Source organism: Nocardia sp. NRRL WC-3656 (assembly GCF_000720265.1).
Classification (GTDB): Bacteria; Actinomycetota; Actinomycetes; order Mycobacteriales; family Mycobacteriaceae; genus Nocardia; species Nocardia nova.
In genome coordinates this window covers 47,480-67,460 of record NZ_JOJF01000020.1, presented here as the reverse complement: position 1 = coordinate 67,460, position 19,981 = coordinate 47,480, and the positions used below count along the sequence as shown (strand labels likewise).

At 68.8% G+C, this 19,981-nt stretch carries 20 protein-coding genes; 8 read left to right on the top strand and 12 right to left on the bottom strand.

Annotation, left to right across the window (positions count from 1 at the left end; translation table 11 throughout):
• Window positions 1–23 precede the first annotated feature (23 nt).
• The gene (locus IG65_RS0124170) at window positions 24–1,160 is read right to left on the bottom strand and encodes a YihY/virulence factor BrkB family protein (protein WP_081879726.1); all 1,137 of its coding nucleotides are present in this window, start codon (window positions 1,158–1,160) and stop codon (window positions 24–26) included.
• 251 nt (window positions 1,161–1,411) lie between these two features.
• On the opposite strand from IG65_RS0124170, the gene IG65_RS0124165 reads away from it, so the two are divergent.
• Window positions 1,412–3,133, top strand: coding sequence for a DEAD/DEAH box helicase (locus IG65_RS0124165; RefSeq protein ID WP_030517236.1), 1,722 nt, complete (start codon window positions 1,412–1,414; stop codon window positions 3,131–3,133).
• 67 nt (window positions 3,134–3,200) lie between these two features.
• On the opposite strand, the gene IG65_RS0124160 is transcribed toward IG65_RS0124165, so the two are convergent.
• A complete protein-coding gene (locus IG65_RS0124160) occupies window positions 3,201–3,815 on the bottom strand; it encodes a TetR/AcrR family transcriptional regulator (RefSeq protein WP_030517235.1) in 615 nt (204 codons plus the stop codon).
• Between the two features lie 101 nt (window positions 3,816–3,916).
• Here IG65_RS0124160 and IG65_RS0124155 point away from each other — a divergent pair, with 101 nt between their 5' ends.
• A complete protein-coding gene (locus IG65_RS0124155; RefSeq protein ID WP_030517234.1) occupies window positions 3,917–4,654 on the top strand; it encodes an SDR family NAD(P)-dependent oxidoreductase in 738 nt (245 codons plus the stop codon).
• 75 nt (window positions 4,655–4,729) lie between these two features.
• Here the strand turns inward: IG65_RS0124155 and IG65_RS0124150 are convergent, their stop codons facing one another.
• Both IG65_RS0124150 and IG65_RS0124145 read right to left on the bottom strand, forming a co-directional pair.
• On the bottom strand, window positions 4,730–5,320 hold the full coding sequence (locus tag IG65_RS0124150) for a hypothetical protein (protein WP_030517233.1): 591 nt from the start codon (window positions 5,318–5,320) through the stop codon (window positions 4,730–4,732).
• A 1-nt stretch (window position 5,321) separates the two neighbouring features.
• Window positions 5,322–6,962 carry a DEAD/DEAH box helicase gene (locus IG65_RS0124145; protein ID WP_156055752.1) on the bottom strand — a complete coding sequence of 547 codons (1,641 nt, stop codon included), beginning with the start codon at window positions 6,960–6,962 and terminating at the stop codon, window positions 5,322–5,324.
• A gap of 197 nt (window positions 6,963–7,159) precedes the next feature.
• Between IG65_RS0124145 and IG65_RS0124140 the strand changes: the two genes are divergently transcribed.
• Window positions 7,160–7,930, top strand: coding sequence for a TetR/AcrR family transcriptional regulator (locus IG65_RS0124140; protein ID WP_030517231.1), 771 nt, complete (start codon window positions 7,160–7,162; stop codon window positions 7,928–7,930).
• An 81-nt stretch (window positions 7,931–8,011) separates the two neighbouring features.
• On the opposite strand, the gene IG65_RS0124135 is transcribed toward IG65_RS0124140, so the two are convergent.
• Window positions 8,012–8,206 (bottom strand): hypothetical protein, encoded by a 195-nt coding sequence (locus tag IG65_RS0124135; protein WP_030517230.1) that lies wholly within the window; start codon window positions 8,204–8,206, stop codon window positions 8,012–8,014.
• A 433-nt stretch (window positions 8,207–8,639) separates the two neighbouring features.
• On the opposite strand from IG65_RS0124135, the gene IG65_RS0124130 reads away from it, so the two are divergent.
• Genes IG65_RS0124130 through IG65_RS0124120 form a run of 3 tightly spaced genes read left to right on the top strand, consistent with a single transcriptional unit; the run spans window position 8,640 to window position 10,695 of the window.
• Window positions 8,640–9,014, top strand: a complete 375-nt coding sequence (locus tag IG65_RS0124130; RefSeq protein ID WP_030517229.1) for a DUF952 domain-containing protein — start codon at window positions 8,640–8,642, stop codon at window positions 9,012–9,014.
• A 15-nt stretch (window positions 9,015–9,029) separates the two neighbouring features.
• Window positions 9,030–9,512 carry a cation:proton antiporter regulatory subunit gene (locus IG65_RS0124125; RefSeq protein WP_030517228.1) on the top strand — a complete coding sequence of 161 codons (483 nt, stop codon included), beginning with the start codon at window positions 9,030–9,032 and terminating at the stop codon, window positions 9,510–9,512.
• Between the two features lie 4 nt (window positions 9,513–9,516).
• Window positions 9,517–10,695 carry a cation:proton antiporter gene (locus IG65_RS0124120; protein ID WP_030517227.1) on the top strand — a complete coding sequence of 393 codons (1,179 nt, stop codon included), beginning with the start codon at window positions 9,517–9,519 and terminating at the stop codon, window positions 10,693–10,695.
• Here IG65_RS0124120 and IG65_RS36090 read toward each other — a convergent pair.
• The 5 genes from IG65_RS36090 to ppgK form a co-directional block, all read right to left on the bottom strand.
• Complete coding sequence (locus tag IG65_RS36090) at window positions 10,660–11,520, bottom strand: rhomboid-like protein (protein WP_197039907.1); 861 nt, start codon at window positions 11,518–11,520, stop codon at window positions 10,660–10,662. The two genes, IG65_RS0124120 and IG65_RS36090, sit on opposite strands and share 36 nt — an antisense overlap.
• 134 nt (window positions 11,521–11,654) lie before the next feature.
• The gene (locus IG65_RS0124110; protein ID WP_063833740.1) at window positions 11,655–12,506 is read right to left on the bottom strand and encodes an MHYT domain-containing protein; all 852 of its coding nucleotides are present in this window, start codon (window positions 12,504–12,506) and stop codon (window positions 11,655–11,657) included.
• A gap of 218 nt (window positions 12,507–12,724) precedes the next feature.
• Window positions 12,725–14,314 carry a Na+/H+ antiporter gene (locus IG65_RS0124105; protein WP_030517224.1) on the bottom strand — a complete coding sequence of 530 codons (1,590 nt, stop codon included), beginning with the start codon at window positions 14,312–14,314 and terminating at the stop codon, window positions 12,725–12,727.
• A gap of 95 nt (window positions 14,315–14,409) precedes the next feature.
• Window positions 14,410–15,798 (bottom strand): RNA polymerase sigma factor, encoded by a 1,389-nt coding sequence (locus IG65_RS0124100; protein WP_030517223.1) that lies wholly within the window; start codon window positions 15,796–15,798, stop codon window positions 14,410–14,412.
• Window positions 15,799–15,950: 152 nt separating this feature from the next.
• A complete protein-coding gene (gene ppgK / locus IG65_RS0124095; RefSeq protein ID WP_030517222.1) occupies window positions 15,951–16,709 on the bottom strand; it encodes a polyphosphate--glucose phosphotransferase in 759 nt (252 codons plus the stop codon).
• 118 nt (window positions 16,710–16,827) lie between these two features.
• Between ppgK and IG65_RS0124090 the strand changes: the two genes are divergently transcribed.
• Window positions 16,828–17,739 (top strand): inositol monophosphatase family protein, encoded by a 912-nt coding sequence (locus IG65_RS0124090; RefSeq protein WP_030517221.1) that lies wholly within the window; start codon window positions 16,828–16,830, stop codon window positions 17,737–17,739.
• Between the two features lie 13 nt (window positions 17,740–17,752).
• On the opposite strand, the gene cei is transcribed toward IG65_RS0124090, so the two are convergent.
• Window positions 17,753–18,430 carry an envelope integrity protein Cei gene (gene cei, locus IG65_RS0124085; protein WP_030517220.1) on the bottom strand — a complete coding sequence of 226 codons (678 nt, stop codon included), beginning with the start codon at window positions 18,428–18,430 and terminating at the stop codon, window positions 17,753–17,755.
• 511 nt (window positions 18,431–18,941) lie between these two features.
• Between cei and IG65_RS0124080 the strand changes: the two genes are divergently transcribed.
• Window positions 18,942–19,244, top strand: a complete 303-nt coding sequence (locus tag IG65_RS0124080; RefSeq protein WP_025351469.1) for a DUF4193 domain-containing protein — start codon at window positions 18,942–18,944, stop codon at window positions 19,242–19,244.
• Window positions 19,245–19,321: 77 nt separating this feature from the next.
• Here the strand turns inward: IG65_RS0124080 and IG65_RS0124075 are convergent, their stop codons facing one another.
• The gene (locus IG65_RS0124075) at window positions 19,322–19,852 is read right to left on the bottom strand and encodes a DUF3093 domain-containing protein (protein WP_030517219.1); all 531 of its coding nucleotides are present in this window, start codon (window positions 19,850–19,852) and stop codon (window positions 19,322–19,324) included.
• Window positions 19,853–19,981: the final 129 nt, after the last annotated feature.

The window sequence follows — 19,981 nt, the reverse complement described above, 5'->3', positions numbered from 1 at the left end:
CGGCTCGATCGTCTCCGGTGCGGTTATCCGGCGGGGCGGATCCGGCCGTGATCGAGGACGGTCGGTGGGCGGGTGTCGGCGCGGTGGGCGGCACCGGCGGGGTCGTCGGACTGCCCGGTCGTCGGCGGGCCCTCCGAATGCTGCGCGTGTTGCGGCTTCGCGGTTCCCGGGTCATCGGGCTGCGTCCACGGCAGATCGGCGGGTGGCTCGGCGTCGCCGCGCACGGTCTCGTTCTCGTCGTGGTGTCCGTCGTGCCGGTGCTTGCGCCGGCCCCACCACTGTTTGAACTGTTCGAACCGGGTCGCGCGGGCCGGCCAGAACTCCTGCACGGTGGCGTTGAATTCGGCGCCCAGGATCACCGCGAAGGCCAGGAAGAACGTGAAGAGCAGGAAGGCGATCGGCGTCGCGAGAGCCCCGTAACTGACGCCGGCGCGCGCCGCGTAGGTCAGGTAGCGGCGCAGGATGTCGCTGGCCGCCATGAAGAAGATGCCGGCCACCAGGGCTCCCCCGAAGAGCCGGTGCCACGGCAGCGACCGGTGCAGGGCCAGCTTGTACAACGTGGTCAGGCCGACGATGAGCAGCAGTCCGGCCGCCGGATAGTAGAAGGTGTCGATCAGGCGTAAGCCGGGTTCGCGCCAGTCCGGCGGCAGCGTGCGGCCGATCAGGGTCGGGCCCAGCGCCACCAGCGGCAGCACGAACACGGCTGCCACCAGGAACAGCAGATACAACCCGAGCGCGAAGATGCGCTGCCAGACCGGATGGCGGGCATCGGCCTGCCCGTGTGCGGCGACGATGGAATCGACGAAGGTCGCCATGGCCGAGGACCCCGCCCACAGCGACAGCACGAATCCCACCGAGACCACCGCCCCGCGGCCGCGCTGCAGTACGTCGCGCACGGTCGGCGCGATCATCTCGTCGACGACGTTGGCGCTGAACAGATTGCGGCTGAAGCTGACGATCTTGCCCTCGACGATGTGGACGGTGTCGGGGCCGAACAGGCCGCCGACGTAACCGATACAACCCAGCAGTCCGAGCAGCAGCGGCGCCAGCGACAGGGTCTGCCAGAACGCGGCGGCGGCCGATTTAGCGAAGATCGAATCGCTCCACGCCTTGTCGGCGACCCGCGCGATCACCTGCCAGATGCGCCGGAGCGCGGCCATGACTCGGCCGCGCAGCCGCTGCCAGGAGCGCGCCGCGCCGGACGTCGAGGCCGGTCGGTCGGAACACATCGTGAGTACAGCATTGCCCACCGGTGGCCCGACGGCAGCAACAGGAGGTGAACGTGTCGTAAGTGTTCTGCCGCACAGGCCCGCGGTGATCTGCGAGGTGAGCCAGGCCGCCGCCGGATTCGTGGCAGATGAGGTGGTGTCGAATTGGCTAGGTGTCGGTGCCGGTCGCTACTCTCTGTCGAGTGACTTCGGGTGGTGGCGGTTCGTTACGAGCATGGCAGCGCAGAGCACTCACCAGATATCTGACGACCAAACCACGTGACTTCCTGGCCGTGGCCACGCCCGGGGCGGGTAAGACCACGTTCGCGCTGCGGCTGGCGACCGAACTGCTCACCGACCGCACCGTCGACCAGGTCACCGTGGTCGCGCCGACCGAACATCTCAAGCACCAGTGGTCGGCGGCGGCGGCGCGGATCGGCATCCAGCTGGATTCGAACTTCTCCAACAGCACCGGAGGCACCTCCGGCGATTTCCACGGCGTCGTGGTCACCTACGCCCAGGTCGCCTCGCATCCGTTCAAGCACCGGGTGCGAACCGAGAATCGCCGGACGCTGGTGATTCTCGACGAGATCCACCACGCGGGTGACGCCAAGAGCTGGGGTGATGCGGTGGCCGAGGCGTTCGGCGACGCCACCCGCCGCCTGGCGCTCACCGGTACTCCCTTCCGCAGTGACGATTCGCAGATTCCGTTCGTCAACTACGAACCGGACGAATCCGGATTTCCGCGGTCGAGTGCCGACTACACCTACGGCTATTCCGAGGCCCTGGCCGACGGCGTGGTCCGGCCGGTGGTCTTCCTCGCCTATTCCGGTGAGGCGCAGTGGCGCGACAGCGCGGGGGAGGAGTACTCCGCCCGGCTGGGCGAGCCGCTCAGCGCCGAACAGACCGCGCGTGCCTGGCGCACAGCCCTCGATCCGGCCGGCGACTGGATGTCGAAGGTGCTGACCGCCGCCGACACCCGGCTGGGGCAGCTGCGCGCCACCGGCATGCCCGACGCGGGCGGCCTGGTGATCGCGACCGATCAGGAGAAGGCCCGCGATTACGCCGAACTGCTGGAACATATTTCGGGCAGCAAACCGGCGGTGGTCCTCTCGGACGACCCCACCTCCTCCCAGCGGATCGGGGAGTTCAGCAACAACACCGACCCGTGGATGGTCGCGGTGCGCATGGTGTCCGAAGGTGTGGACGTGCCGCGCCTGGCCGTCGGCGTCTACGCCACCAGCGCCTCGACTCCGCTGTATTTCGCCCAGGCCATCGGCCGTTTCGTGCGTGCGCGCCGGACCGGGGAGACCGCGAGCGTCTTCCTGCCGTCGGTGCCGGTGCTGCTCGATCTGGCCGCCCAGCTCGAGGTGCAGCGCGACCACGTCATCGGCAAACCGCATCGGGAGCAGAACGCCCTCGACGACGAACTGCTGATCGACGCCAACAAGCAGAAGGACGAACCGGGCGAGGAGGAACGCGCCTTCGTCGCGCTGGCGGCCGATGCCGAACTGGATCAGGTGATCTACGACGGCGACTCGTTCGGTACCGCGACGTTCTCCGGTAGCGACGAGGAGGCCGACTACCTCGGAATTCCGGGCCTGCTGGACGCCGATCAGATGCGCGCCCTGCTGCGCGATCGCCAGACCCGCCAGATCCGCGAACGCAGCGCCGCTGTTTCGGTGGCCGAGGCGCCCGATGCCGGTCCGTCCGCGGCGGCCGCGGCCGAACGCGTCGCGACCGCCGATCGGCTGGGGGAGTTGCGGCGCGAACTCAACTCGCTGGTCGCCATGCATCATCACCGCACCGGTAAGCCGCACGGGGTGATCCACGGCGAGCTCCGGCGTGAATGCGGCGGGCCGCCGACAGCGCTGGCGACCGCCGATCAGCTGTCCCAGCGCATCGCGGCACTGCGGCGCATGTAGTCCTAGCCGCGACCGGGGTGGCGGAAAGCCCTCGCCCGCAGCGTTTTCGGGAACCGGACCGGGTGCTTCAGCGCTGTTCGGCGGAGGCCGATTCCGGCCAGGCTTGCAGCGCCCGGTCGATGGTCCGGCCGAGCCGGTGCAGGTCCACGCCGTCACCGGCCTGCACCGACAGTCCGAACAGCACGGCGGTGTAGAAATCGGCGAGACCGTCGATGTCGGTCTCGGCCGGGAGATCCCCGTCGTTGATGCCGCGTTCGAGGCGCTGCCGCACCGCTTCGGTGGTGTGGCGACGGCGTTCGGCGAGCAGATCCCGGACGGCGCCGTGGCGCGGACCCGCCGTATTGCCCGCGACCACCACCAGACATCCGCGCGGCGTGGCGGGGTCGCAGTAGGCGGCCGCGTTGTCGCGCAGCATCGCCTCGACGGCCGCGCGAGCGGTCGGCGCGGTCGCGAGCGCGCGGGCGGTGTATCCGCCTTCGGTGCGGCCGTAGAGTTCGACGGCTTCGCGGAACAGTTGCTCCTTACATCCGAAGGCGGCGTACAGACTGGGGGAATTGATCCCCATCGCGGACGTCAGATCGCTCATCGCGGCGCCTTCGTAGCCGTGTTCCCAGAACACTTCCATGGCGCGCCGCAGCGCGATGTCGCGATCGAATCCGCGCGGTCGTCCGCGTTCGGCCATCGAATCCTCTTTCTGTGTCGATCACTAAATATATCTCTTGACGACCGGCGGCCGAGCTGCTTGTCTATTTCTGTATTGATCGACACAGAATTGGAGTGCAGATGAGCGAGTCGACCACCGTGGCTCTCGTGACCGGAGGAAGCCGGGGCATCGGTGCCGCGATCGCGCGACGCCTGGCCGCCGAGGGCATGGATGTGGCGCTGACCTACCGCGGCGCGGCCCAGGCGGCCGAGGCGGTCGCCGCCGATATCCGGGGTCTCGGGCGGCGCGCGATCGCGGTGCAGGCCGACAGCGCCGATGCCGGGCAGGTCGCCGCGGCGGTCCATCGCACCGCCGCGGAACTGGGTGGCGTCGACATCCTGGTCAACAACGCGGGCATCTTCCCGGCCAAGCCGTTCACCGATTTCACCGTTGCCGAGATCGACGAGGCGCTGCACATCCACGCCCGGGCTGCTTTCGTCGCGGCGCAGGCGGCACTGGCGTACATGGATCGCGGCGGGCGCGTCATCAGCATCGGGTCGAATCTGTCCGAACGCGCGTTGTTCGAGGGTTTGACGCTCTACAACCTCAGCAAATCCGCACTCAACGGATTCACCCGAGCCCTCGCGCGGGAACTGGGCCCGCGCGGGATCACGGTCAACCTGGTACAGCCGGGCTCGACCGACACCGATATGAATCCGGCCGCGTCGTCGCACGCCGAGAACCAGCTACGGCATTCGGCGCTCGGCCGCTTCGGTGAGGCCGACGACATCGCGGGTGTCGTCGCCTTCCTCGCCGGCCCGTCCGGCGCCCGCCTGACCGGTGCGACCCTCACCGTCGACGGCGGCACCAACGCGTGACATCCCGTCGTGCGGGCCGGACCGCACAGCCCGCACGACGGCTGCCACCGGCGAGCCGGGCGGCAACCGCGCCGCCTAACCGGCAGAGTGTCGCCGCACTCGCTCATCCGTCGGCGCGCCGGTGAAAAACGTTGCGGGGTCGAGAGAATCGAGCGGTGTCCACCGCGCGGGCGAGACGTCCGCCGCGCCGGTCTCCTCCGCACCGCCGGACCGGTAGCCCTGCAGATCCAAGGACAGCCAAGGGTTCTCGTCTACGGCTCGAGCGAGGGCGTAGCAGCCGGCCAGCAGGTGCAGGCAGCGTGGGTTGCGGGCCGGACACGAGCAGTCGGTCGCGGCGAGCCGCGGTATCGGGGCCAGGCCGGCGGCGGTGAGGGCGGCGTGCACCTCATCGGTGAGCTGGACCAGCTGCGCGGGGATGTGCTCGGCCATGGCGCACACCACGGACGCCGGCAGCGGTGCGATCTCCAGCAGCGTTACCGATGCCTGCCCGCCGCGATGGATGTGCGCCGAGACCGTGGTGCCGTCGATTGTCAGGTGAACGCCGCCGTTGCGGGCGATGCTGCGTGCGCGGGGCAGTAGCGGCTCGGGACGTGCCGTCCGGATCGGCTCCGCCAGCCGCACCCAGCCCATACCCCACGGCGTGTAACCGAATTCGTTGTCGGGCATGTCAATTGCCTCGCTTCCGGCGCAGTACGGCCAGCAGGTGGTCGTCGTCCAACCGGGCCAGCCGCGCCACCGCCGAACGTCCGTCGCCGGCGCCGAGTCCAGCGAGCGCGGATTTGCGATCGTGCATGCCGGCGATATGTTCCTCGACGGTGGTGGCGCTGGTCAGTGTGGTGATCGTGACCGGGCGGGTCTGCCCGATGCGGTGCGCGCGGTCCGAGGCCTGCGCTTCGACCGCGGGATTCCACCACCGGTCGAAGTGCATCACGTCCGCGGCGCGGGTCAGGGTCAGGCCGGTCCCGGCGGCCCGCAGGCTCAATATCAGGATCGGCGGGCCGTCGGCGCTCTGGAAAGCGGTGACGATCGCATCGCGCTCGCTCTGCGACAGGCCGCCGTGGAACATCGGCGCCTCGACTCCGAATCGCTCGGCGCAGTGGCGTGCCAGCAACTCCCCGGTGCGCCGGTATTGGGTGAAAACCAGTGTCGGGCAATCCAGTTCGAGGTTGTTGGCGAGGATATCGAAGCAGACGTCGAACTTTCCGCTGCGGCCGGTGAGTTCGTCGAGATCGCCGGTGACCAGCCCAGGATGGTTGCACACCTGCTTGAGGGCAGTCAGCGCGGCCAGTACGCGCGCGTTGCGTTCGGCGCCCACACCGAATCCGTCGGCCTCGGCGCGGTCGAGCAGCTCGTCGTAGAGGCGCTGTTGTTCCGCGGTCAGATCGCAGACCAGGTCGGTGTGGATCTTCGGCGGCAAGGTCGCGGCCACCTGAATCTTGCGGCGGGCCAGCACGATCGGCTCGATGGTGTCGTGCAGTCGCCGCACGGCCGCGGTGGAACCCTCCTCGATGGGACGGACGAAGCGCCGCCGGAACTGCGCCTTGTGGGTGAACGCCGCGGGCGTGACCAGATTGAGCAGCGCCCACAGTTCGTCGAGATGGTTCTCCACGGGCGTGCCGGTCAGGGCGACCCGCGCTCGCGCGGACACGGCGCGCGCCGCGCGCGAGACCTGCGTGCGGGGATTCTTCAGCACTTGCGCCTCGTCGAATATCGCGGTGGCCCACTCGATATCGGCCAGTGCCGGTCCGTGGCCGCGCAGCGTCGGATATCCGGTGACGAGCACCGCATCGGGTCCGGGCTCGCCGAGTTCGCCGCCGCGCCAGGCGAGCGGGCGCAGTCCGGGCGCGAAGCGGGTGATCTCGTGTATCCAGTTGCCGACCAGCGAGGTCGGGCAGACCACGAGTTGCGGGCCGGATTCGGCGCGTCCGAGGAGAAAGCCGATGGCCTGCACGGTCTTTCCCAATCCCATTTCGTCGGCGAGCACCGCGCCGCCGTAGTCGGCGGTCGTCCGGTGCAGCCAGGAGATCCCGCGCGCCTGATAGGGCCGCAACCGCGCACGGAGTGGTTCGCGCAACGCCCGCGCGATGTCCTCGGTCTCGCGGTAGGCCCGCACCGCCCGGTCGGCGGAGACGATCGCGGTCGCCGCGGCATTGGGTACGGCGTGGGCGGCGGCGGGCAACAGCTCCGGCCCGCCGGCCTCTCGTGCGACGCGCTGCCAGGCCGACAGTGACGAACCGGCGCGGGCCACGTCGACCGCGCCGAGTTGATCGGCGTCGATGACCGCGCAGATGACCTCGCTCACTCCCATCGTGGTGCCGTCGGGATCGGGGAGGGCGAGCCGGACGGTATCGCGCACACCGGGCGGCGGGGCTTCGGTCGCCGCGCCGCCCCAGTTCCACAGGGCGAACGCATGGCGGTCGGGCAGATAGGTGGCGTGTGTCGTGTGCAGAGGACCCTCGCTTATCTACGTATAGCGTACGGAGTATTATAACCCCGTACGGTGTAATGAGATTCCCGAGGAGTGTTGTGGCCCAGAAATCCGCCTCCGACCGGGCGCGGCAGGTGATCGCCCTGCTGTGGCGCCGGGAACTTCCGGCCCGCCCGGGGATGCGCGGGCCGAAGCAGACGGTCGAGGTGGACGAGGTGATTCGCACCGCGGTCCGGATCGCCGACCACGGCGGTTACAGCGCGGTATCGATCCGAGCGGTGGCGACGGCGCTCGGGCTGGGGCCGATGAGTCTCTATACCTACGTCCCGGACAAGCAGGCGCTGATCATCGCGATGGTCGACTGGGTGGCCGGCGAGGACACGCCGCTCGACCCGGCCGCACCCCTGCGCGAGCGTCTGGCGGCCATTGCTCGCGGTGTCCGCGCGGAACTGCTCACCCACCCGTGGCTACTGGAGGTACCGCCGTGGCGGCTGGATCTGGGTCCGGGCCGGCTGCGACGTTACGAACGGCAACTGAGCGCGCTGGAAGGGTCGGGGCTGTCCGACGTCGACATGGACCGGACCATTGCCGCGCTGTCGGACTTCGCGACCGGCAATGCTCGCACGGCGGTCGCGGCCCGGCGCGGCGCCGAGGAGATGAGCGATGCGCGCTGGTGGGAGGCGTACGGGCCGGTGCTCACCGAGGCCATGACGGGGCAGTCGTTTCCGCTCGCGGAGCGGGTGGGCGCCGCGGCAGGGGAGCAGTATCAGGCGCCCGGAGATCCGGACGGCGCCTTCGAGTACGGACTGGCCCGCCTGCTGGACGGGCTGATATCCCGGCGCCTGTGATCGGAGGCGCTGTGATCCGAGACACGAAAAAGGGCGGCCCGGAGGCCGCCCTTGGCTGACAGGGGACGTGAGGAGCCGGCCTTACAGTGCCGGTGCCGACTCGGTATCGATGACTGCCTCCAGTTCGCGCAGGCGCTCCATGTGCTCGTTCGCGTGGTGCTGGCAGAAGAGCAACTCGCCACCGGCGGGAAGTGTCGCGCGCACGCGCGCGGCCGCACCGCAGCGGTCGCAACGATCGACCGCAGTCAGTGGGGTGCTTGTCAGTGTTCCTGGCATGACTCCTCCGTCCTGGCTCCCGGCGCAGAAAGCCGTTCGCCTGGTGTGGGGCCCGCGGTCCCTTCCGCGGGCTCGCTACCGCTACTTCCCAGCAGTGGCTGATGACTACTCTGTCAGACGTTCGGGACGGGGGCTTTGTTCCCGAAGATGTTTGTATGTGTTTTCCCTAACATGACCAGGTATTTCGCTGTGGGCGAACACCATGGCCATCCTTGGGAACCTCGGTTCACCACCTGTGGTTCAACACTTCGGAAAAAGACCGATCCAGTTGTCTGCTCGCAGATTACCCGCGCCCACCGACAATCAACCGCTCAATCAAACGTCCGCTTTGTTCCGTTCGGCGGGTCGCGCGCGCCACGCTGGGTATGGTGCAGCCGTGACTGCCGACAACGTTGCCCCCACCGCCTCGAATACCGAAAACACCAACGGGCGCATGCTGGTTCATCTTTGTACGCCCGCGGAGTGGGAGCAGGCGCAGCGAATCGGCGAACGGGTGGCACCCTCCCTCGAGGCCCAGGGGTTCCTTCATCTGTCCGCACCGCACCAGGTGCATCTGCCGGCGAACCGGTTGTTCGCCGGGCGCGACGATATGCTGCTGCTCTGGATCGACGTCACCCGCCTGAGCGCGCCGCTGCGCTGGGAGCCGGGCGTGGCCGAGGACCCGGGTTCGATGCGCTTTCCGCACCTCTACGGCCCGCTTCCCGTCACGGCGGTGGTGCGCACCAGTTACTATGGCCCTGATGAAAAAGGGACATTCCCGGCACTCACCGCGGATCCGGATCAGTGGCCGGCCTCTCGAAGTGCTTGATCTAGGCTGGATTTCGTGAACGTCGATGTGACACAGCTGCCCGGAATTGGCGTCCGCAAGGACTTCGAGGCACGGTCCGGGCGCCGGATCGGAGTTGTCGCGCATCGTGACGGTGGTATCGATCTCATCGTCTCGAAACACGACGATCCCGACGACTGCGCCGCTCAGGTGCCGCTGACCGTCGACGAGGCGGCCGTACTCGCCAATCTGCTGGGCGCACCGCAGCTCGTGGAGAAGCTCAAGGACGATCATCGCGATCTGCCGGGCATCACCACCCGCCAGCTCCCGATCGGTGACGAATCGCCGTATTCGGGGCGTGCGCTCGGCGACACCCGCATGCGCACCCGCACCAAGGCGTCCATCGTCGCGGTGATGCGGGCGGGGCAGATCTATCCCTCGCCCGGTCCGGACTTCGTGCTCGTCGCGGGCGACCTGCTGGTCGTGGTCGGAACCCCGCAGGGCCTCGACGAGGCGCTCGAGATTCTGACCGGCGGGTGAGCCGGTGGAGTCGACCGCACTAGCCCTGTTCGAGCTCGGAGCGGTCCTGTTCGCCCTCGGTGTCCTGGGGCGTGTCGCAGGGCGTTTCGGCATGTCCCCGATCCCGCTCTACCTCCTCGGCGGTCTGGCTTTCGGCGACGGCGGTGTGCTCACAGTCAAGGCCGCCACCGAATTCGGCCATCTCGCAGGCGAAATCGGCGTCGTGCTGCTGCTGTTGCTGCTCGGCCTGGAATACACCGCGCCGGAACTGGTCTCGGGCATGCGCAAGTCCTGGCTCGCGGGTCTGCTCGACATCGTGCTGAACGCCACGCCCGGCGCGGTGGTGGCGCTGCTGCTCGGCTGGGGGCCGACCGGCGCGATCACCCTGGCCGGCGTCACCTACATCTCGTCCTCCGGCATCGCGGCGAAGGTGCTCAACGACCTCGGACGGCTCGGTAACCGGGAGACGCCGGTCGTGCTGTCGGTTCTGGTGTTCGAAGATCTGGCGATGGCGATCTATCTGCCGATCCTGACCACCATCCTGGCCGGTGTCGGCTGGTTGGCCGGGCTACGGTCGTTGGCGCTCGCCTTGCTCGTGATCGCGATCGTGCTGGTTATCGCGCTGCGCTACGGGCGCTTCGTGTCCTCGATCGTGGACAGCAAGGATCGCGAGGTGTTCCTGCTGCAGTTGCTGGGGGCCGCGCTGCTGGTCGCGGGCCTCGCCTCCGCGCTGAACGTCTCGGCCGCGGTCGGCGCGTTCCTGCTGGGTATCGCGATCTCCGGATCCACCGCGCAGAGCGCCGCGAAACTCCTGGAACCGCTGCGGGATCTGTTCGCCGCCATCTTCTTCGTGGCCTTCGGCCTCAACACCGATCCGCACAAGATCCCGCAGGTCCTCGGCTGGGCGGTGCTGCTGGCCGTGATCACCACGCTGACCAAGATCGGAACCGGCTGGTTCGCGGCCAAGCGGCAGGGCATCGGACGGCTCGGTCGTGCGCGCGCCGGCGCCGCTTTGGTAGCCCGCGGTGAATTCTCGATCGTCATTGCGGGACTTGCCGTTTCGGTGGGTGCGGTACCGGGCAAGCTGGCGGCGCTGGCCTCGGCCTACGTCTTGCTGATGGCGATCCTCGGCCCGGTCGCGGCGCGTGTGGTCGAACCCGTGGTGCGCTCAATGCAGCGTCGGCTCGCTCCGGCCGTCGGCTGAGGGCTCGTCCTCGCTCACCAGGGCGGGCGCGGGATGGTCGATCGGCCGCGGTGCGGTGTCGCCCGGTGCGCGGCGGGTGCCCGCGGGCCGCTGGCCGCGGATCCGCTCGAGCCGCCGCGACAGCGCCACCGCAACCGCCCCGACCACGAAGCCGATGACCAGCGCCGTCAGGTGGCCGTAGTCGGTGAACGTGCGCCCGTGCCAGGCGGCGAAGCCGAACCAGGCCAGCAACCCCACCGCCCACACGGCGCGGGGTGTACCGCGCAGATGGAAGCTCAGCGCCGCCAGCACCGCGGTGAAACCGTAGGAGGACCCCACATCGGAGGCCACCGCGATGCGCAGCGGAATCAGCTCGTGGTGCACCGCGAAGGCGATGCCGGTGACCACGATCATCGAGGCGCCGACGTGGCCGCAGGCGAAGACCATGATCCAGCGCAACGTCCCCAGCCAGCGCTCGGCGAAGGCCATCACCGTCAGGAAGCCGATGATGATCACCCACGGAAATCCGCCGTCGGTCCAGAACGCCGACGCGACCAGCACCTGTACCGGCTCCCGGCGCATATTGTGCAGATTCGTCGAGGCGGACAGGATCAGCCGGTGCCCGGCGAAATCACTGATCCCGCGCAGCGTCCACCAGGTGACGAACAATGTGAACGCGTAGGCGCAGGAGGCCGGCGCACCGGCCAGATGGTCGTGGACCGCCTTCCCGGCCCGGTAGATCCGATCCGGGCCGTGCCACCAGTCCAGCAGTTGCCGGCGCCCGGTGTCGAGGTCGAGAGTCCGGGCCCACGGGGACCGGTAGTGATTCAAACCGGAAGACGCCACGTATGCCAGTGTCGCCCGCGGCGGGCCGGTCCGCCCACCGACCCGCGCAATCCGGTGCCACAGGTTCGCCTCGCGGCGGTTTCCCGCCGGTGAGCTGCGCGGTCACCGCATTGCGCGGGCCCTGCCGACCACGGCTACCGGCGGTGCCGGTGTGTCTCCTCGCCGGGGTACTCCTCGCGAGCGAACGACCCGGTCGCCGGGGAGTCGGACTCGGTGCTGCTGGGCCAGTAACGGCTCGCGCGCTGCCCACGGATGCGCGACAGATCCGGCTCGTGGATATCGGTGATGCCGACCTGCAGGAACAGCAGCAGCGTCACCATGCTGACGCCGATGATCAGCGGGGTCAGCAGCTGATTGGCCTGCGCCCCCGACGGCGCCTGCATGTGCTCGGCCATATGGGCCTGCATGGCGTACATGCCGGTGTAGTGCATACCGCAGACCGCGACGCCCATGATCATCGCCGAACCGATGGTCGCGAGCAGTCCCTCGACGTGCAGCGCGAACCACAGCGCCGCCGTCGCCGCCACCACCGCGATCACGATGGAGACGAGGACCAGCCACGCGTCGTAGTGCATCGCGACATCGGTCTTCATCGCGTACATGCCGGCGTAGTGCATCGCGGCCACACCCAGCCCGGTGACCGCCCCGCCGGTCAGCAGCGCCGAGGTGTCGCCCCGCCGGCGGATCACCAGCGACAGGCCGATCCAGACCACCACCACCGCGATCGCCGCGCTGATCAACGTGATCGGGATGTCGTAGCGGATGGTCGCCCCGTGGACCGAGAAACCCAGCATCGCGATGAAGTGCATGACCCAGACGCCCGTACCGCCCAGGGCCACGGCCGCGGTGACGACCCATCCGCGGCGCTCGGGGTTGGCCCGCGCGCGCACCATACAGCGCAACGCGAGCAACGAACCGATGACGGACATGACGTAGGCCAGTGTGGGTGTCAACCACCCGTAGGTGAACTGGTCGATCTGAAGCATGCGGACTCCTTGCCAAAGTGCGTCACCGCATCCCCATGCCGGTGACCGTCCGCACATTAGCGATATACTCGCAGGTAGTAAATTTCCCGAACGTTAGTCCTGGAAAATAGCTGGTGTTTGCTGGAGCGCGAGGCCAGTTCGCGTCGCGTGTCCGTGGACCGGGGCTCGATCGCCGCGGGGTGTTCAGGGGACTCGACCGTCGCGCGAGTCCCGCTACCTCACAGCAGCGGCGGCGGGCGCAGATCCAGTCGCCGCATCACCCGGTCCACCAGATCCGGCGGCATACCCGGTTCGCGTCGGGCGGCCAGCGCCTCACCGCGGCCGGCATCGAGGACGTCGTTGCTGATGGTGCGCAATTTGCCGGTCAGCCGCATGGCGTGCTCGACGGTCTTGGTGCCGTCGGCGGCCTGGGCCGCTTCCGGGTCGGCGCGCATCAACCGGCGTTCCACGCTGTCGCGCAGCCGCTGATACACCTCGTCGGGCAGATCCTCGGTGTCGGCGATCTCCTCCAGCCGGGCCAGTTCCGCGCGCAGGATCCGCGTCCACAGCCGTCGCTCCATGGCTCGCTCGACCTCGGTATCGGCCTTCACCCCGGTCCAGCGAGCGACCAGAGGCAGCGTGGGACCCTGCAGTAGCAGCGTGAACAGCACCACGACGAACGCAATGAACAGGACCTCGGTGCGGCCGGGGAAGTCCGCGCCCGAATCGGTGGTCAGCGGCAACGCCAGCGCCAGCGCGACGGTCACCACGCCGCGCATGCCGGCCCACCAGGTGACCACTGTCTCGCGCCAGGTGTACGGCTCGTCCACCCGCCGTCGCCGCCACCATCCGCGAAACAGCGCGGTACTGGCGAGCAGCCACAGCACCCGCAGGGCTACGACCACGCCGACCACCGCGGCCGCCCCGCCGAGCAGGCGCGGCCAGTTCGGACCGGTGGTGGCGAGCACCGTGCTCAACTCCAGGCCCACCAGTCCGAAGGCGAATCCGGTGACCAGCATGTCGATCACGTCCCAGAACGAATCGCCGACGATCCGGTATCCCACATCGCTGAAATCCGTTGCGGCATCGGTGAGATACAGCGCGCACACCAGGACCGCGAGCACCGCCGAACCGTGTGCGGCCTCGGCGAGTCCGTAGGCGGCGAACGGGAGCAGTAATCCGAGGGCAACCTGCCACGGCGCTTCCGTCAGCCGCCGCATCAGGGCGCTGCCGGCCCAGCCGAGCGCGAGCCCGACCGCCACCGCCACCACCGCCGAGACCACGAAGTCGACCGCGGTCCGCCAGGCGGAGAATTGCCCGGTGACCACCGCCTGCACCGCGACGTCGTAGATCACCACCGCGGTCACGTCGTTGAACAGGCCCTCACCCTCGAGCACCGCCACCAGACGCCGCGGCAGGCCCAGCCGGTTCGCCATCGCGCTCACCGCCACCGGATCCGGCGGCGCCACCACCGCGCCCAGCGCGAACGCCGTGCCCACCGGCAGCGCCGGATACCAGAGATGGAAGATCGCGGCGACCGCGGCCGCGGTGGCCACCACCAGACCGACCGCTCGCAACAGGATCGCCCCCGCGTTGGACGCGAACTGCTGCCAGGAGGTGCGCCGCGCCGAGGCGTAGAGCAGCGGCGGCAGGACCAGCGGGAGGATCAGCTCGGGCGCCAGCGCGATATTCGGCACGAACGGCAGCACCGCCATGACGAGCCCGAAGACGGTCATCAGCACCGCGGGCGCCAAACCGAGCCGCCGGCCCAGCGGCTGCGTCAGGATCGTCGCGAACGCCAGCACGAAAACCAACACCAACTGATCCACGACAGCCCACCCTATGGGCCGCCGCGGCAATACCCCGGACATAACGACGATGCCGCCGAGGCGGAACCTCGGCGGCATCATCGGAAATTCGGATATCAGTCCAGGTAGTCGCGCAACACCTGGGACCGGCTGGGGTGGCGCAACTTGCTCATCGTCTTCGACTCGATCTGGCGGATGCGCTCACGGGTGACCCCGTAGACCTGGCCGATCTCGTCGAGGGTGCGCGGCTGGCCGTCGGTGAGACCGAAGCGCAGCCGGACCACGCCCGCCTCACGCTCGGACAAGGTTTCCAGCACCGACTGCAGCTGATCCTGCAGCAGGGTGAAGCTCACCGCGTCGACCGCGACGACCGCCTCGGAATCCTCGATGAAGTCGCCCAGCTGGGAATCGCCCTCGTCACCGATGGTCTGGTCCAGCGAGATGGGCTCACGCGCGTACTGCTGGATCTCGAGGACCTTCTCCGGCGTGATGTCCATTTCCTTGGCGAGCTCTTCGGGCGTGGGCTCGCGGCCCAGGTCCTGCAGCAGCTCGCGCTGGATGCGGCCCAGCTTGTTGATGACCTCGACCATGTGCACCGGAATACGGATGGTGCGGGCCTGGTCGGCCATCGCGCGGGTGATGGCCTGCCGGATCCACCAGGTGGCATACGTGGAGAACTTGTAGCCCTTGGTGTAGTCGAACTTCTCCACCGCGCGGATCAGACCCAGGTTGCCCTCCTGGATCAGGTCCAGGAACGCCATGCCGCGGCCGGTGTAGCGCTTGGCCAGCGAGACCACCAGACGCAGGTTGGCCTCGAGCAGGTGGTTCTTGGCGCGGTTGCCGTCGCGCATGATCCACTGCAGATCGCGGCGGGTGGCCACCGGCAGCTTCTCGCCCTTGTCGGCGAATTCGCGCAGCTTCTCGGTGGCGTAGAGACCGGCCTCGATCCGCTTGGCGAGTTCGACCTCCTCCTCCGCGTTGAGCAGCGCGACCTTGCCGATCTGCTTGAGGTAGGCGCGCACCGAGTCCGCGGACGCCGTGAGCTCGGCATCCTTGCGGGCCTGGCGCAGGGCCTCGGATTCCTCTTCGTCCCAGACGAAATCGCCGGAGGCCTTGTCCTTCTCCGAGGGCTCGTCGGCTTCCTCGTCCTCGGCTTCGGCCTCTTCTTCGGCGGCATCTTCGACCAGCTCTTCGCCGTCGTCGCTCAGATCGTCTTCGGAGACCTCCAGGTCACCGAGGTCGTCGAGTTCCAGCGACTCGTCGTCGAGATGCTCGTCGGATTCGTTGTCCGCGCCGGAGGCCGCCTTCTTCGTGGTGGCCTTCTTGGCGGGCGCTTTCTTTGCAGCCTTGGCTCCCGCTTTCTTGGCGGGGGCCTTCTTCGCGGCGACCTTCTTGGCCGGTGCCTTCTTCGCGGCAGCCTTGCGGACCGGCCGTGCTGCGGTGCCTTCTGCGGAGTCGGCAGCGTCGGCCGATTCGGCGGTCTGTCGGGTATTCGTGGCTACCACGTACGCCCTTTCGTGACGGTCTCGTGCGGCGTCACGCCAGAGTAATCATCCGGCGGAGCGGTTCTGTCGGGGTTGAACCCGGCTCTACGTGCCGGGGTTGTTTTCCGGCTCACCGCCGGTCTCGTTCCATTGTAACTATCGGCAACGAGTGCTCACGGCGCGATCCCGCTATCCACGGCCATCGCGGCTCCCACGATACCCGCGGTGTTGCGGAGATGGGCGGCCGCGACCGGAGTCCGATTGGCCAGCAACGGGATCCAGTGCTCGGCATCGCGGCTGATCCCGCCGCCGGCGACGAAGACCGTCGGCCAGAACAGATCCTCCAGCGTGACCAGTACCTTCGTCACCTCGGCGGCCCACTCCTTGTACGACAGATTCTTTCGTTCCTTCACCGACGACGCGGCCCGGTGCTCGGCCTCCTTACCGTGCACCTCGATGTGGCCGAGTTCGGTGTTGGGCACCAGGACGCCGTGGTTCAGCAGCGCCGAGCCGATACCGGTGCCGAAGGTCAACAGCATCACCAAGCCGTCGATGTTGCGGGCCGCGCCGTAGCGGTCCTCGGCCAGGCCCGCGGCGTCGGCGTCGTTGAGCACCACGACGTCGCGCCCGCCCAGCGCCAGCGAGAACAGCTGACGCGCGTCGGTGTCGATCCAGCTCTTGTCGATGTTGGCGGCGGTGCGGGCGATGCCGTTGACCACCACGCTGGGCAGGGTGAGCCCGACCGGGCCGTCCCAGTCGGCCTGGGTGACGAGTTTGGCGACGGTTTCGGCGATGGCGTTCGGGGTGGCCGGGTGGGGCGTGGAGATCTTGATCCGTTCGTGGGCGAGGTCGCCGGTGGCGAGGTCGACGACCGCGCCCTTCACCCCGCTACCCCCGATATCGATTCCGAATGCTTGCCCCCGAGCGGACATCGCGAACTCCTCGTTCCCTGTGGTCTAGGCCGATGAAGGTGCCAGCGGCACGTTACACCGCGCGACGCGCCCGTGGCCGCGACCGCGCGGATGCGAGTCCGGGCGGATCTGTGGTCGGATGGAAACCGTGCCCGAGACGAATTCACCCGCCGACATCGCGGAAGCGCCCGTCCTCGACCCTGCCGAAATCGCCGAATTACGCCGTGTTTCAGTCTATCTGGCCGAGACCGCAGCGGCACACGTTCGCCGCCGCCGTCCCGAGGTGTTCGGCCCGGGGCGCACCGAGGACGACTCGGTCCGTACCAAATCGACGCCCACCGATCCGGTCACCGTGGTCGACACCGAAACGGAGCAGCTGATCCGGTCGTTGCTGGCCGAGACGCGCCCGGGGGAGAGGGTCCTCGGTGAGGAGGGCGGTGGCAGCCTCGGCGCCGCCGGCGAGATCGTGTGGGTGGTCGATCCGATCGACGGCACGGTCAACTTCGTGTACGGGATCCCGGCCTACGCGGTATCGGTGGCCGCGATGCGCGGCGGCCGTTCGCTGGCCGGTGCCGTCGTCGACGTGGCCGGTGGGGTGACCTACAGCGCCGGACTGGGCGCGGGTGCCACCCTGGCCGGCGGCGACGAGGAGCCGATCACGTTGCGCTGCAACGATATCGACTCCGTCCGGCTGGCTCTGGTGGCCACCGGGTTCGGCTACGGCGCGGCGCGGCGGGAACGGCAGGGCGAACTCGTGGCGCAGCTGCTGCCGAAAGTCCGCGACATCCGCCGGATCGGCTCCGCCGCCCTGGACCTCTGCATGGTGGCGGCGGGCCGCGTGGACGCCCACTACGAACACGGCCTCAATCCGTGGGACTGGGCCGCCGGAGCCCTGATCGCGGCCGAGGCGGGCGCCGTACTGCGGCTGCCCGGCGCGGACTCCACCGGCGCGCAGGGGGAGCTGACCGTGGCCGCCGCCGCGGGCATCGCCGACGAGCTCGCCGACCTGTTCGACCGGCTCGGTGTCGCCGCGCCCATCCCCGAGGAGTGAGCGCGGCTCGGCTTCAGCAGCGGGCGGTACGGGCGGCCTGCAGCAGCGCCGAATCGACGTCCGGGCCGTTGGGCGCCGGATTCTTCAAAGCGCGCAACACTTCCTCGGCATCGGTGCTCGGCTGCAGATCGTTGCCGAACAGCGTGCCCAGGGCCAGGTCGACGGTGTCGTCGGTGCGCTGATCCTCGATCAGCTCCGCGCACGGCGCAACGAGCTGGACGGCGGCCGCGGCCGGGCGACCGCTCACGCCGTAGCGGATCTGGCCGGTGCACACCAGGTCGCCGTTCAGATAGACCGGATCGTTGCCGAAGACCGGGGCCGGCGGGCTGGCGAAGCCGTAGTCACCGAGCTTGGACGCGATGTGTTCGGCCAGGCCGCGCTGGCCGGACCCGTTGAGCACCCGCACCTTGGCCTGGGCCAGCGGCGCCGGCTCCACATCGTGCAGCCGCGACGGGGACACCACCTCGCCCAGCGGCGCGGGCTGCGGGGAGTTCGCATCCGTGGCGGGGGCCGGCGAATTGCAGGCCATCGCGGTATGGGTGGTGTCGGCGGTGGTCAGCGCCTTGATCCACACGATTGCGCAGATGAGGGCGAGAACCGCGATGAGTGCGACCCACGGCTGGTAGCGGCGCCGCAGGAACGGACGGCCCTTGTTGTCGACCGCGCTGCCTTCGGTGATCAGTGAAACCACACGCACACCTTACGAGTTGGCGGGCGACAGTCGCGCACGCGGACACCTGTGCGCCGGTTCGGCGCGGAAACAGGCAGCTACGGCGACGCCGGATTTCGGGATGGTAACGATCGGCGCGGCTGTCCGGATCGCGATCGGGTCACGGGCCGGGGCGCCGCCGAGCACGAAGCGATGGCGTATCGCCACAGCTGTGCTGTCGCAGTGACGATTACCCGTCGGTTTCGACTCGCTCGAGTTTTGATTGCGACTTTTGCCCCGGCGTCCGCTATTGTCTGGCGGCCCGATACGAATCGGCTGATGTGAATCAGGGAAGCGATTTCGGGAACAACCAGGGCATGTCCTGCGTTGACCGAGCGCGATCCGGTATGGATCAGGGTGATCCGGCCGGGCGGCGAGCGGTGTACACGTGACGTACACCACGGCGGGGCGGCATCGCCGGCGATTCCGACAGGGATCGACGTTCGGCGGAGCCGGTCCGGGATATACGGAGTAAGGACGAGGGGAAGACGACATGGCAACCGACTATGACGCACCTAGGCGCAGTGAATCCGACGAAGTGTCGGAGGACTCGCTCGAGGAGCTGAAGGCTCGTCGCAACGAGGCCGCGTCCGCCGTCGTGGATATCGACGAATCCGATACCGCGGAGTCGTTCGAGCTTCCCGGCGCGGATCTGTCCGAGGAGGTGCTCTCGGTCCGGGTGATCCCGAAGCAGGCCGACGAGTTCACCTGCTCGAGCTGCTTCCTGGTTCACCACCGCAGCAGACTCGCCAGCGAGGCCGGCGGGCAGATGATCTGCATGGATTGCGCGGCCTGAGCGGATCCGTGCGGCCGCAGCGGATCAGTTCCGCGGGTAGCTGAGAGAAACGACGACAAACAGCCCGGCAGGTCCCGTCAGCCCGCGCTCGGCACGCCGAGCGCGGCCAGCACCTGCTCGGGTTTACGCGTGCTGATCAGCCAGTACGGAGCGGGGTCGTCCGGATCGTCGAGGACGAGCAGGACCATGGGCCCGATCCAGGGTCGATGCTGAACGAACGCGGCCGGGTCGAGCTGACGACCCAGTGCCGCGCTTTTCGCGCTGGCCGGTACGGGTACCGCCCGGGATACATACGTTACCGGTAGATGGGCCCGGTCCGCGCGCAATTCGAGGATGCCGTCGGCATCCGGTGCCACCTCGACCCGGTGGCGACTCACCCAGAGCAGCGCCCAGACGGGCACCGGGAACAGCAGCACATACGGCAACCACGCCCGGATACCCGGCGCTCCCATATGGATTTCGGCGGCCAGCAGACCGGTCACCGCCAGCGCCACCGGCCACCACCACAGCGGAACCCACAGCCGTTCGGAATAGACCGCGGCGGGGGTGTCGGCGTGTGCGCGCGCCGGGGACTCGTGGGGAGGTACTGCGTGGGACTGGTCGGACACCACATCATGCTAGGTCAGGCCGACATATTCGCTGTCGGCGGGAGCCGGTCCGGGCTGTCCGCGACCGTGGCCGCTCGGCGCCGCCACATCAAAGCCCGGCGCTCCCACGGCCCGGCCGCCGGACGCGTA

Excerpts from the sequence above, each read along its gene's own strand:
- IG65_RS0124080 (WP_025351469.1), top strand. The coding sequence starts at position 18,942 with ATGGCAACCGACTATGACGCACCTAGGCGCAGTGAATCCGACGAAGTG.
- IG65_RS0124170 (WP_081879726.1), bottom strand. The coding sequence starts at position 1,160 with ATGGCCGCGCTCCGGCGCATCTGGCAGGTGATCGCGCGGGTCGCCGAC.
- ppgK (WP_030517222.1), bottom strand. The coding sequence starts at position 16,709 with ATGTCCGCTCGGGGGCAAGCATTCGGAATCGATATCGGGGGTAGCGGG.
- IG65_RS0124145 (WP_156055752.1), bottom strand. The coding sequence starts at position 6,962 with ATGGGAGTGAGCGAGGTCATCTGCGCGGTCATCGACGCCGATCAACTC.
- IG65_RS0124110 (WP_063833740.1), bottom strand. The coding sequence starts at position 12,506 with ATGCTTCAGATCGACCAGTTCACCTACGGGTGGTTGACACCCACACTG.
- IG65_RS0124130 (WP_030517229.1), top strand. The coding sequence starts at position 8,640 with ATGCTGGTTCATCTTTGTACGCCCGCGGAGTGGGAGCAGGCGCAGCGA.
- IG65_RS0124160 (WP_030517235.1), bottom strand. The coding sequence starts at position 3,815 with ATGGCCGAACGCGGACGACCGCGCGGATTCGATCGCGACATCGCGCTG.
- IG65_RS0124135 (WP_030517230.1), bottom strand. The coding sequence starts at position 8,206 with ATGCCAGGAACACTGACAAGCACCCCACTGACTGCGGTCGATCGTTGC.
- IG65_RS0124140 (WP_030517231.1), top strand. The coding sequence starts at position 7,160 with ATGAGATTCCCGAGGAGTGTTGTGGCCCAGAAATCCGCCTCCGACCGG.
- IG65_RS0124150 (WP_030517233.1), bottom strand. The coding sequence starts at position 5,320 with ATGCCCGACAACGAATTCGGTTACACGCCGTGGGGTATGGGCTGGGTG.
- IG65_RS0124090 (WP_030517221.1), top strand. The coding sequence starts at position 16,828 with ATGGAAACCGTGCCCGAGACGAATTCACCCGCCGACATCGCGGAAGCG.
- IG65_RS0124155 (WP_030517234.1), top strand. The coding sequence starts at position 3,917 with ATGAGCGAGTCGACCACCGTGGCTCTCGTGACCGGAGGAAGCCGGGGC.